The organism is Halobacillus sp. AWM4_238 (assembly GCF_056158265.1).
In genome coordinates this window covers 3,923,696-3,936,323 of record NZ_JBSWSY010000002.1, presented here as the reverse complement: position 1 = coordinate 3,936,323, position 12,628 = coordinate 3,923,696, and the positions used below count along the sequence as shown (strand labels likewise).

The 12,628-nt window shown below is 43.0% G+C and carries 14 protein-coding genes; 7 read left to right on the top strand and 7 right to left on the bottom strand.

The annotated features are described in order from the left end of the window. Positions 1–94 precede the first annotated feature (94 nt). Positions 95–913 (top strand): HAD family hydrolase, encoded by an 819-nt coding sequence (locus ACXACN_RS19570; protein ID WP_474966741.1) that lies wholly within the window; start codon positions 95–97, stop codon positions 911–913. A 20-nt stretch (positions 914–933) separates the two neighbouring features. Here the strand turns inward: ACXACN_RS19570 and recX are convergent, their stop codons facing one another. Then, positions 934–1,746, bottom strand: a complete 813-nt coding sequence (gene recX / locus ACXACN_RS19565; RefSeq protein WP_474966739.1) for a recombination regulator RecX — start codon at positions 1,744–1,746, stop codon at positions 934–936. A 110-nt stretch (positions 1,747–1,856) separates the two neighbouring features. Between recX and ACXACN_RS19560 the strand changes: the two genes are divergently transcribed. The 5 genes from ACXACN_RS19560 (at position 1,857) to ACXACN_RS19540 (ending at position 6,498) form a co-directional block, all read left to right on the top strand. Continuing rightward, positions 1,857–2,759: a TIGR01777 family oxidoreductase gene (locus tag ACXACN_RS19560; RefSeq protein WP_474966737.1), complete on the top strand. Its 903-nt coding sequence runs from the start codon at positions 1,857–1,859 to the stop codon at positions 2,757–2,759. 92 nt (positions 2,760–2,851) lie between these two features. After that, positions 2,852–3,979 carry an amidohydrolase gene (locus tag ACXACN_RS19555; protein WP_474966735.1) on the top strand — a complete coding sequence of 376 codons (1,128 nt, stop codon included), beginning with the start codon at positions 2,852–2,854 and terminating at the stop codon, positions 3,977–3,979. A gap of 214 nt (positions 3,980–4,193) precedes the next feature. Continuing rightward, on the top strand, positions 4,194–4,994 hold the full coding sequence (locus ACXACN_RS19550) for a DUF4397 domain-containing protein (protein WP_474966734.1): 801 nt from the start codon (positions 4,194–4,196) through the stop codon (positions 4,992–4,994). Position 4,995: 1 nt separating this feature from the next. Then, a complete protein-coding gene (locus tag ACXACN_RS19545; protein WP_474966732.1) occupies positions 4,996–5,676 on the top strand; it encodes a class F sortase in 681 nt (226 codons plus the stop codon). A gap of 273 nt (positions 5,677–5,949) precedes the next feature. Then, complete coding sequence (locus ACXACN_RS19540; protein WP_474966730.1) at positions 5,950–6,498, top strand: GNAT family N-acetyltransferase; 549 nt, start codon at positions 5,950–5,952, stop codon at positions 6,496–6,498. A 199-nt stretch (positions 6,499–6,697) separates the two neighbouring features. Here the strand turns inward: ACXACN_RS19540 and ACXACN_RS19535 are convergent, their stop codons facing one another. From ACXACN_RS19535 to ACXACN_RS19520, 4 genes are all read right to left on the bottom strand, one after another. Beyond that, positions 6,698–7,390 carry an RsiV family protein gene (locus ACXACN_RS19535; protein ID WP_474966728.1) on the bottom strand — a complete coding sequence of 231 codons (693 nt, stop codon included), beginning with the start codon at positions 7,388–7,390 and terminating at the stop codon, positions 6,698–6,700. 161 nt (positions 7,391–7,551) lie between these two features. Continuing rightward, positions 7,552–8,553 (bottom strand): aliphatic sulfonate ABC transporter substrate-binding protein, encoded by a 1,002-nt coding sequence (locus ACXACN_RS19530; protein WP_474966726.1) that lies wholly within the window; start codon positions 8,551–8,553, stop codon positions 7,552–7,554. 18 nt (positions 8,554–8,571) lie between these two features. Beyond that, on the bottom strand, positions 8,572–9,330 hold the full coding sequence (locus tag ACXACN_RS19525) for an ABC transporter permease (RefSeq protein WP_474966725.1): 759 nt from the start codon (positions 9,328–9,330) through the stop codon (positions 8,572–8,574). Then, entirely contained in the window at positions 9,314–10,102 is a 789-nt protein-coding gene (locus tag ACXACN_RS19520) for an ABC transporter ATP-binding protein (protein ID WP_474966723.1), read from the bottom strand. Before ACXACN_RS19520 ends, ACXACN_RS19525 begins: the two co-directional genes overlap by 17 nt. 162 nt (positions 10,103–10,264) lie before the next feature. On the opposite strand from ACXACN_RS19520, the gene ACXACN_RS19515 reads away from it, so the two are divergent. After that, positions 10,265–10,624, top strand: a complete 360-nt coding sequence (locus ACXACN_RS19515; RefSeq protein WP_474966721.1) for a Lin0512 family protein — start codon at positions 10,265–10,267, stop codon at positions 10,622–10,624. Between the two features lie 91 nt (positions 10,625–10,715). Here the strand turns inward: ACXACN_RS19515 and ACXACN_RS19510 are convergent, their stop codons facing one another. Then, positions 10,716–11,390, bottom strand: coding sequence for a TraR/DksA C4-type zinc finger protein (locus ACXACN_RS19510; RefSeq protein ID WP_474966719.1), 675 nt, complete (start codon positions 11,388–11,390; stop codon positions 10,716–10,718). Positions 11,391–11,490: 100 nt separating this feature from the next. Continuing rightward, the gene (locus tag ACXACN_RS19505; RefSeq protein WP_474966717.1) at positions 11,491–12,627 is read right to left on the bottom strand and encodes a bifunctional cystathionine gamma-lyase/homocysteine desulfhydrase; all 1,137 of its coding nucleotides are present in this window, start codon (positions 12,625–12,627) and stop codon (positions 11,491–11,493) included. Position 12,628 lies beyond the last annotated feature (1 nt).

Genomic DNA, 12,628 nt, shown 5'->3' with positions numbered 1-12,628 from the left:
CTAAAGAATAAGCTTTCCTCTTTGTGTGAAAGCGATTACGTCGTGTACAATCATTTAAGTGTTGGAGCACGCCTCCATGAAAGGAGTTGAAACGATGATCAAATTATTTGTCACAGACCTTGATGGTACTCTTCTTGGTGTTGATCATTATATAAAAAACGAAGATATTGATGCATTGAAGCAGCTGATCGATAACGGACCACCTCTTGCTGTCGCCTCCGGGCGTATGGACCATGAAATCGTAGAGGTTCTAAAACGTGTAGGTGTGAACGGTCACCGCGTGAGTCAAAATGGAGCTTTTGTATTCAACGATGAAGATACACAAATCCATGCAAAAACCTTTGAGTCAGAACTGGCACAACGAATCATACAGACGATCGATAAAGAACCGATGATCAAAACCGTTTCCACCGCAGATGAAACATTCACCAAGGAGTCGCACCCTTTTGTGGATATGATTTCTGAACAGATGTTCCACGACATCATCATTAAACCTGAATTAAATGAGGAAGTCGGCGAAACGATTACCTCTTCAAAAATTGCGTTACATGGAAAAGAAGAAGATATCCTGAAGGCTGCCGAAAGAATAAAAGAGATGTTCGGGGAAGAGATCGACAGTTTCGTCTCCCATGAAACCTGTGTCGATATGATGCCTAAATCCATCAACAAACAAACCGGTCTCAGACGGTTGATTGAAGGGCTTGGGATTAAACCCGAAGAAATCGCGTGTGTTGGTGATTCTTTCAATGATTTGAGTATGTTTGAAATGACACCTCATAGCTATGCCATGTCCACCGCACATGATGGGGTGAAGGAAAAGGCAGGTTCAGTCGTCAATCATGTGCATGAAGCGATTGAAGACTTGGATAAAAAAGGACTTCTAAGTAAGAAAGAACAAGCGGCTGACGTTTAAGTCAGACGGCTTGTTCTTTTTTATTCCTCCACATTCTCATCGATAAAACGATCAATAAGATCAAAGGTGAACCCTTTTCTGTATAATCCGCTTTTAATCTTCTGTTTCAATTCGTACCCTTCCGCTTTGGAGTGAAATTTACGAAGCAGCTTTTCTCCTTGATAAACGACCGCTTCCCACTCTGTGTCTTCTTCCTTATCTTCAGGTAAGTTCGCAAGTACTTCCTGAATAACATCCCCCTGAAATCCCTTTTGCATGAGCGTCTGCTGCACATTCTGAATTTGCTGACGGTAAGATTTCCGGCCATCGTTCTTCATTTTCTTTTCAGCGAATTTCAATGCCTTCTCATATTGCTTGTCAAAAGAATAATGTGTAATGGCTTCTTCTGCTTTCACGACAGCGACGCCTTTTTCTAACAATTCTTTCTTTAAGAGAAGTGGGCCTTTGCTGGATGTCATAATCCTTGTCCTTACTAGGGAGTTGGCAAACTCTTGATCATCCAACAAACGTTCCTTGTTCAACCGTGAAACGATTTCTTCTATATGCTCCGGGTCCGTCTCTTTATCTTTTAAATAATCACGGATTTCTTTTTCTGAACGCATGCGATAGCTTAAATAATTGATGGCAAGGGTATAGGATTTATGAAGCGTATCGGTCTGAATCAATGCCTGGATCAGGGCATTGTCAAGTTCCATGTTTTTCTGAAGACGATATTTCACGAGAACGTCTTCATCGACACTGAACCCGTACTCTTCTCCCTTTCCTTTATCAAGGAAGATATTGTATCGATTCTTATGCTTTTTCTGGGTCGTAATTTTCGTAAGTTTAGCCATCCGTTTCACCTCTCTACCTATATTTTATCATGTATTCCGGCTTTCGTATCGTCAAGCCGAGCCAAATGGAGTAAACTATTAACAACCTCACATGGACAGGAGGAATGAACATGAAGATCGCCATCACAGGTGGTACCGGATTTGTTGGTACTGTATTAAAAGAGAAGCTCGTTCAAGAAGGGCATGACGTGTACATATTGACACGGAGTCCTAAGAAGTACAAAGACACAGACCAAGTGACTTATGTTGGTTGGTTGAAAGAGGAATTCCACCCGGAGCAAGAGCTCCCTGTTCTCGATGCCATCGTAAACTTGGCAGGGGAATCATTGAACAGTGGACGCTGGACAGAGGAACGCAAGCAGTCAATCTTGGAAAGCCGCATCAAGTCAACAGAAGGCGTATTGGACTTGATTGATGAACTCCCTGAAAAGCCGGATGTGCTCGTCAACGCTTCTGCTGTAGGGTATTATGGCCAGTCAAAAACGAAAACCTTCACAGAAGAAACGACGGAACCCGGAAATGATTTTCTTGCTAATGTTGTGGAGGAGTGGGAGGCGCGCGCTTCACAAGCAGCCGAAAAAGGGATTCGTACGGTCTACGTCCGCTTCGGCATTATTTTAGGGGAACAAGGAGCACTTCCAAAAATGATTCTTCCTTATAAAATGATGATCGGGGGGAATTTAGGTTCAGGTGAGCAATGGATGTCATGGGTCCATATCGATGATGTGGTTGGACTTGTTCTTTTTGCTCTTGAAAATAACGAGATCCACGGACCCTTAAACGGAACGGCTCCCAACCCAAAAAGGAACAAAGACTTTGGTCAAACCCTTGGTGAGGTATTGAACCGCCCCCACTGGATCCCAGCTCCTGCCTTTGCACTGAAAGCTGCACTCGGGGATATGAGTACACTTCTTTTAGACGGACAATGTGTCATCCCTAAAAAAGCGATGGCTTCTGGTTACACGTTTCATTACCCGGAACTACAACCTGCCCTTTCATCTATTTTAAAATAAATCCTTCATGAGCAAAGATGATCTTTGCTCATTTTTGTTATCCCGCTTGTTTTTTTGAAGTATAATAATTGTATATCGAAAGGAAAGGCTGTATGTCTATGAACACGGTTATAAAAAATGTCAATATCCATCCCATTACATCCCCTTCTATCAAAAATGGTTATGTCCATGTAATGGATGGGAAAATACAGGATTATGGGGAAACGATTGATTTTCCGGAGCAAGCAGAATTCATCGATGGCAAAGGGCTGGATTTATACCCTGGATTCGTTGATGTCCACACCCATCTCGGCCTGTACGATGAGGGAACAGGTTGGGCTGGCAGTGATGCAAATGAAACGATTGAAGCGGTGACCCCCCACCTCAGAGCGATCGACGGGGCCCATCCCCTTGATCCTGCGTTTTTTAACGCGAGGAAAGCTGGCGTTACCACAGCCCATATCATGCCCGGAAGTGCGAATATGATTGGTGGAACAACCTCTGTGATCAAAACAGTGGGACATACGATCAACCATATGATCCTGAGACAGACAGCCGGCCTGAAACTCGCTTTAGGAGAAAACCCGAAACGCATACATTCCCAATCTAAAAATGCTTCCATTACTCGACTAGGCATCATGGGCACGCTGAGGGAAACCTTTTATGCAGCTATGAAAGATCCTGAACCAGGCCTCCGCGTAAAACCGATCCTTCAGGCATTGAACAAAGAGATTCCTGTGAGAATCCATGCGCATAGAGCAGATGATATCATTACAGCTTTGCGTTTTGCTGATGAATTTGATCTTGATTTAAGAATTGAGCATTGTACAGAAGGCCATTTGATTGCCGATCAGCTTGCAGGCAGAGAACTGCAAGTATCTGTTGGGCCAACCTTTACAAGGGCGTCCAAAATCGAGTTAAGGAATAAAACATGGCAGACATACAAAATTCTTCATGATCACGGGATCCGAGTATCTATAACGACGGATCACCCTTATACACCCATTCAATACTTGAATATATGCGCTGCACTCGCTGCAAGAGAAGGTCTGGACATCGAAGACGCACTTCGAGGCATCACCATCACTCCTGCTAAGAACCTTGGTGTCGATGACCGGGTGGGTTCGATTGAAAAAGGGAAAGACGCAGACCTCGTGTTGTGGAGCGGACATCCATTTGAGTATCTGTCCAAACCGATATGGACAATGATTGACGGGAAAATGGTATATTTCCAAGAATAGTGAAGCACTCTAACACCGGAAGGATTTTCCGGTGTTTTTTATGCTCTAAAAAACACATTGAGCATAGCAAAAGGTTTGAAAGTTGTACAAAGGGTGTATATGCTTTATATACAAAACTTATACAAGAGTTTTACAACGCGTTGTAAGATCCACCTAGTAGAAATTGCCGTTAAAGCAATCGGCAATGGATATAAAAAATTTAAGGAGTGGGAACATGAAAAAATTATTTTCTTCATTAGCTGCTGTCGTTTTGATTTTGGGAATCTTCGCACCTTCTGTTATGGCTGACGACCATGGTAAGAACGCCATGCTCCGTGTTTTACACGCATCTCCTGACGCCCCTGCTGTTGATGTCTATTTGAATGATGAGGCTGTAGTTGAAGGAGCTGAATTCAAAGCGGCTACCGATTACTTGGAAGTACCGGCAGGAGAACATACGGTAGAAATTTATGCAGCTGGTACAAAAGGTGAACAAGATCCTGTTATTTCTACAACTGTCAATGTAGAAGCAGACATGGCTTATACAGCTGCAGCCATTGATAACTTAGAAAACATTCAATTAAAGGCCATCCAAGATTCTATGGAAGCAACGGAAGGCAAGGCCAAAGTCCGTGTCGGTCACTTCATTCCTGGTGCGCCTGCCGTTGATGTAGGTCCAATCGGTGGAGACGCTCTTTTCTCTGGTGCTGAATTCCCAATGGTTACTGATTATATGGAAGTTGACCCAGGTTCCTACGACCTTGAAGTACGTACAACAGATGGAACACAGTTGATTGACCTTTCAGGTACAAACCTTGAAGCTGGGAAAGTTTACAGTGCTTTTGCTGTAGGAACAGTAGATAATCCAGAAGTACTGCTTCTTCAAGACTCTGCTGCTATGCCGACAATGATGCCTGCCACTGGTTTCGGTGGAACAGCTGACTCCGCATCTAACGCATGGATGTATGCAGCTCTACTAGGTGTACTAGCCATGGGTGCTGGCTTTATGCTGACACGTAAACGTTCAGAAGCCTAATATGGTTAAAAAACTTTTCCCTTTAACCCTGGGTCTCCTCGTATTTTTCATCAGTTACCAATGGCTGAATGAAGAACCTGTAGAGGAACCCAGGGTTCTTTCTACATCTGAAACAACACGCACCCAAGGTGTAGAATATGAAAAGGAAGCGATCGTTAGCGATCAATTAGAGAAGGCGCCAATCAAACAAAACTATACACCTGCTGTACAAGCTTCTACGGAACAATACGGCATCACACCGGACCGTATTGAAATCCCATCAATAAGTGTGGATGCCTCTGTTCAAGCTCTAGGCTACACACCAGAGGGCGGTATGGCGGTCCCGAGAAGCTTGTCTGATGTTGGATGGTTTGAACCAGGAACAATGCCTGGCAATCAAGGAAATGCGGTCATTGCCGGTCATGTGGATGGAAATAGCGGTCCCGCCGTTTTTTATGACCTTAAAGAATTGAATCCAGGGGATGAAGTCCATGTTTATGATGGTGACATGAAACTGACGTTTGAAGTTAGAAAAATCAAGTCCTATCCCTATAAGGATGCTCCGATCAGAGAAATATTCGGCCCCTCAAATTCACACGGATTGAATCTTATCACTTGCACAGGACCTTATGATGATGAGGCATCTACTTATTCAGAGAGATTAGCAGTGTTTACTGTCTTAACAAATCAAGAAAAACTTTAAATATTTGTAAAAATATCCACGTCCATTTTACAAAGTTTTTATTCACTTTTTTAACGGAGTGGATTATTATAAGTTTAGATGATATTTTATAAGCTTTTGGTGTAGGGAAGGCAAATGGTGCGCCACCAGTTATACACTGGTTCTAGTGGGTTCGATTCCCACCCCGAATTTTTGTGAGCAATTGATAAAAATTCGAGGGTGGTACGAACCGGCCAGTGAACGCCTATTTCCTATGCGTTCGGACCACCCTCCTCATTCAAGGAGGGATTTTTTATGCTAAAAAAGCGTGATTTACATGACGCCCCGGTTTTATTTGAGTTGATGAGCCATCCTGAAGTGTTTCCATACGTCCGGCACAAAGCAGCTTCCAGTGACGAATTCTACTTTTTGACCAAACAAACCATTGAAGCTGAAGATCGGGGGGAATTGATCTCACGTACCATCCTTGATGAGTGGGCACAACCTATCGGAACCATCAACCTGTTCGATATGCAGGACGGCAAAGGCTTTTTAGCTACATGGATCGGTCAGCCATATTTCGGAAAAGGGTACAATAAAATGGCAAAAGAAGCGTTTTTCGAGGAGTTATTCTTCCAATTGAATATCGAAGCTATTTTCATGAAGATCAGACGGACCAACGTCCGTTCTATGAAAGCTGCACTGAAAATACCCTATGTTGCCATTGGAAATGACACATACCCGGAAGTCCTAACATGGATTAACCGTTTAGAAGACGTTTATGACTTATATGTCATCACCAAAGATCAATACTTGTTCCATTATTATGGAGAGCAAAACGAAGAAGAAATGTTGGAAGCATAAGCTGGGCTTATGCTTCTTTCTTTTGTATCATCACGAATTTTAGCGTGTCTGTTATTAAGATTATCCACAAGGTTGTGCACAGTGTGCATAAGCGGTTCAAACACTTGATATACATAGGTGTGCTTTGCACTTACTGATGTGAGCAACTCTCACCACAAGATTGTTAATTCTGTGGATATCCCCACCGAATCCCCATAAATTAATGATTCAACTTGTGGATGAAAGTATAGGAAGGTAAAGGTGGAACACTTTTCTCTAGTTCCTCTTTAAGAATTCCTTTCAATGGAATCGATATCTCAGGAGTCCCGTGGACACCTGCGGCCACTTCAAATTTATTAAATACGAGCACAAGGTAATCATCCTTCACATAAAAAGCTGTGTTGTCTCTCACACCAGCAAAAGGCTCTTGTAAGTACATATCAGGATCAGCTTCCAGTACTTTTTTCACTTCCTTATTAAGGCGATCGATATACACCACATCTTTCAGTCTCTTCATCGATCCCCCTTGATCATCTTTGAAATTAATGGAAGTGACTGTTGAATTGTAACGATCACCTCGAGATATATGAGAGGTCATCACTACAGAATAAAAAGTCTTTTCTCTATATACAGATGTTTCTTCATAATAAAGATATGGGACACCCATCATTTCCCCGGCTCCTCTTTTTACATCTCTCAACGTATCTTCAAGTTTTTGAACGATTTGAAAATTCACAGTATCTTGGAGGTCTTTACTCTCCAAGTGCTCAAACCTTGGATAATCTACATGGACTTCCCAATCCTCCGTTACTTTATCTTTATGAACAATTTTATATTCGCTTTCCGCAGAAACCGACTGTCCCAGAATGAAAAGTATACCCATGATAAACATTACAATCGAAAAACGCTTCACAAATCATCCCTCCTGTACCTTTTAGTTTGACCTAAATTCCTAAAACTAAAGGGATGTTTTGAAGAATAACTCTCTTCATGGCGGTTGTTTTTAGGATCGTTATAAGGATCTTAAGGCAAAAAAAAAAGAGACGGGAAAACTCTCTCCCGTCTCTTTCCTACTCAATCAAGAAAACTTGTGTCCACCAGACCAGTCAAATCCGGCTTCTCTTTCAAAAACTCAAGTTCATAAGAAGAATCAGCGAACGCCTGCAAATGTTCTTCGTTTACATCGTATGTGAAGTCAATACGCTCCCAGGCGCGGTCAATGACGTCTTTGGAAAGTTCCTGATCCGTGATGTCTTTGATTTTATCGATGGCCATCTGTTTCGCTTCTTCTGGGTTTTCATTAATGAAGTCTGTGGCTTTTTTATGAGCTTCTACAATGCTTTCCACCATATCAGGATTCTCATCAACAAGTTTTTGCGAAGTGACGAACACCGCTGCAGGCAAAGTTTCACCAAAAGCAACTTGCGGTGTATCTACAAGGACTTTCCCGCTTCCTTCTTCCTCAATAGAAGATGCCCAAGGTTCGGGTACGGTAGCCACATCCACATTTTTCGTCTCAAACAAACTTGCATACGTCGCAGGTTTCCCTGTAACATGCTTCATCTCTCCATCAATACGATCAGAAGTCAAGCCGAATTCTTCTTTCATCATCGTCTCAAATTGCACATCGTGTGTACATCCTACCCTTGGAGAAACAAATGTCTTCCCTGCTAAATCTTCTGGGGATTCAATGCCTGCTCCTTCTCTAGCCATGATTACTGTACCACCTGTTGAACCTGCAGCAACGACATTGATTTTCGCTCCACTTGTGAAGTGGTTCATTGCTGGTCCCGGTCCTACAAGTCCTCCCTGTATATCTCCTGTTTCAATGGCCGTCATAAACGAGGATCCGTCAGGGAAGTATTGATACTTCACAGTGGTTCCACCCGGCAATGTTTCTGAATACAAATCCTTCGTTTCTGCCACCATTCCCGCTACGTGGTTAATATTTGGAAAATAGCCAATCGTAATTTCATTTGTACTCCCACCATTATCAGCGTTAGCTCCATCGCTTCCACAAGCAGCCATTACCAGGCTTAAGACAGCAAGAGCGACAATCGATAACCATTTTTTCATCTTCTCCTCAGCCCCTATCTATGTTTTCAATAAGCCCCAACGTTTCCTTACATTTCTTTCTAATTTAGAAAAGACAACCTGATCCACTATGGCACCAATGACACCAATAATAATGATAATAGCAATCACTTGATCCATGCGTGCATAATCTTGAGCATACCGTAACGAGTAACCCAATCCAGGACCATTGCTTAACAACTCACCAGCCATAAGCGCTCTCCAACTGAAAGCCCAGGCAAGTCTGACACCTGTCATAAAATATGGAATACTCGACGGGATCTCTACCCTGAAGAACAAACGGACTCCATTGGTCCCCATCGTCCGTGCAGCACGGACCAACTGTGGAGGGACGCTGTAAATCGCTGTACGTACATTTAAAGCCATGACAAACGTACCTCCAAGAACGACAACAAATACGACGGCAAATTCAGAAAAACCGAAAAGCATGATGGCAAGGGGTACCCATACGATACTTGGGATGCTTTGTAAGGCAATCAAATACATTCCGGCCGTTTCATCCGCTTGTTTGGATTTACCCAACAGTACACCTATAACTGTTCCAAACAAAATTGCGAGAGACAACCCCATAAATAAATGACGGAAGCTCGCTCCTAATGCCTTAATAAAATCGCCATCAGCAAATCCTTCATACAAAGCGACAGCCACTTTAATTGGTGATGGAAATACGATTTCTTCAAAAACGCCTAACGAATACACCATCTGCCACAATCCTAAAACGACAACTAGAAACCCAAGCCTTTTAATAGCTAGCTTCATTACGAAGTTCTTCCTTCAACACTTTATTGATTTCCTCTTCAAGCAAATCCATCACCTTGCGCTCAAGCTCAATGACCCTCTCATCTCCTCGTTTCCTAGGACGTGGAAGGTCGATGGAAAAGTCAGCAATGATCCGGCCCGGACGTGTTCCCATGACGACGACCCGATCAGACAATTTAATGGCTTCTTGTATGCTGTGGGTAACGAACAGGATTGTCTTTTGCGTCTCCTGCCAGATCTTCATCAATTCTTCGTGAAGAATATGTCTCGTCTGTTCATCCAGAGCGCCAAACGGTTCATCCATGAGCAGTACTTTCGGATCCATGGCAAGTGCTCTGGCAATCGCTACACGCTGCTGCATTCCTCCAGATAGCTCATGGGTGTAATTTTCCTTAAACTTGCTGAGGTGGACCATCTTTAAAAATCGATCCGCCCTATCCCCTGCCTCTTTTTTTGACCAGTGTCCCTTTAATGGAAAAAGGACATTCTCCTTTACGTTGAGCCAAGGAAAGAGTGAGGGCTGTTGGAAAACCATTCCGCGGTCCGGTCCTGCTTTCTTGATTTCTTCTCCTTCCAAGTGGATCGCCCCTGAAGTGACGTCTTCCAATCCTGCCACCATTGAAAGGAGCGTTGACTTCCCGCACCCAGACGGTCCTAGGAGTGAAACAAATTGATTCTCCTCAATATTCAAATCGATTCCAGAAAAGACCTCGAAACTGACTTCTTCCTTAGGATTAAAGGTCTTCCCCACTTGATCTATGGATAAAAACAATGCGTCACACCCTTATGGTTATAATTCCTATCAAAATAGTATGCTTTAAGTATATGATTAAGATTATACATATGTTCAGAATTGTGTGTCAACGATTTTAAAAGGAATCTTTTCTAATTGCTATCCCCTCTGTGTTAGGATGAAAATGAAAGGTGTGATTTCATGGATCAACTAATGTTCATCCAGACCGGAATGGGGACAGATGTCCACGGTCAAGATGTTACAAAAGCAGCCGTACGTGCAATAAAAAATGCCATCCATACAAACTCCATGCCAGGGATCCGCTCTGTCTTACCAGAACAGTCCTTGGATAATATGAAGATTAATGTCAAGCTTGCCCTTCCATGTGACTTCGATCAACTTGATCATGAAGAAGTGAAAAGAGCCATCCCTTACGGTGAAGTGAAAATTGACGTAGTGGAAGGCGGTATGCTGACAACAAGCGGCATTGTACTAGAAGAAAAAGAAGATAAAAATGATTTAATGTACATCGTGAACGCAGCCATCGAAGTAGGATATTGAAATCAAATCGCGAGGGAGTCTACCGGCATTGTAAGTTCCAAAAACATGAAAAAGCTTGAGAGTCATTGGTATACTCTCAAGCTTTGTTCCTTCAGTACGTTTCTTCTGCTTCATCCTGACTATCCATATACTTATCATAATGCTCATTACGCTGGAAACTAACCCCGTCAGGACCTGTATAACCATTCATATCTGTTGATACAAACGGTTCAAATTCCTCCACATAGCCCACACCATCCTGGTTGTCCATTAAAGATGAATCATCATAGGTCATGCTGCTCTGGTTAAAGGATGCCACCTGTTCATACGCATTTTGTTCATTGTAATCCGGGTCGTCATGATCCCTTCCGTAATTTGCTTCTAGATCGGAAAGAACATCCTCTTCAATCGGCCGGTCCATGGCAACCTCTTGATTATCTGACGCCGAAGCAATCGTTCTTGCAGTCGGAATGGCTTCCAAGCGCTCTTCAGGGATCTGCTCTCCCGTTTCCTCACAAATTCCATAGGTTCCTTTATCCATTTGTTTAAGGGAATATTGAATATCAGACAATTCCTCTTTTAAATGACCAAGCAATGCGATATCCTTTTCTCGTTCATATAGTTCCGTGCCTGAATCAGCCGGATGATTATCATATTGTGACAATTCCCCTGATGCCATATCACTCGCGAAGCCTCTCTCTAAACCAAAATGATTGTTGTCAATCAAACGTTGTTCAATTTCTCTTTTTCGTTCTTCCAATTGCTTTCTATAATGGGTGTAATCCATATCTTTTCACTCCTGATTGATGATTCCTTTTAGTTTGCTCAGGTGATATGGAGCTATACAAAAAGGAGCACTCCTTCATATAGGAGCGCTCCTTTTCCTACTATTTTCTTAACGCTTGTAAGAAATCTTCCTTGAGATCCTCCACATCTTCAAGTCCAATGGATACACGAACGAGTCCATCTGTGATGCCAAGCTCTGCACGACGCTCTTTAGGAATAGAAGCGTGAGTCATCATGGCAGGGACAGAAATAAGGCTTTCTACTGCTCCAAGGCTCTCTGCCAACGTGAAATAGTTAACGTTACGGAGCACTTGATCGGCTTTTTCCCCACTTCCAACGTCGAAGCTAATCATTCCACCATTGCCTCGTGCTTGCTTTTGATGCACGTCGCTTCCTTTATGATCGTCGAGACCTGGGTAATAAATGTCCGTCACTTCCGGAAGTTCTTGGAGAAACTCGACGAATTGTCGGGTGTTATCTTCAATTTCTTCCATTCGGATCCCGAGTGTCTTGATTCCTCTCATCAGAAGCCATGAATCTTGAGGTCCCAAAACTCCGCCCGTCGAGTTCAACACAAAATGGACGTCTTCTGCAAGCTCTTCATTGTTCACTACGACGAGTCCAGCGACGACATCACTGTGTCCTCCGAGATACTTTGTTGCACTATGCAAGACGATGTCAGCACCAAACTCGATGGGATTCTGCCAGTATGGTGTGCTGAAGGTATTATCGACGATAAACGTCAAGTTTTCTTCCTTCGCCAATGCCGACACTTTTTCCAAATCTGTTACTTTAAGCAGTGGATTTGTTGGTGTTTCAACATAGATGGCCTTTGTTTGATCCGTGATTGCTGACTTGATATTTCCAACGTCACTAGTATCAACAAAAGTTGCTTCCAAGCCAAAACGCTGTATGATTTTTGATACTAGACGGTACGTACCTCCATACACATCATCTGTAAATATCACATGGTCACCATGATTAAATGTCATAAGCACAGCTGTGATGGCAGCCATACCTGAACCAAAGGCGAATCCTTTGTGCCCACCTTCTAAATCCTTGATCAGTTCTTCCAAAGCAAAACGGGTCGGATTTCCCGTTCGGGAGTATTCATATCCGCGGTGCTGACCGACACCATCTTGTTTATAAGTACTCACCTGATAGATCGGAACGCTGACGGCTCCTGTCTTTTCATCCCCCGTAATTCCACCGTGGATGAGTTGTGTTTTTTTCCTCATG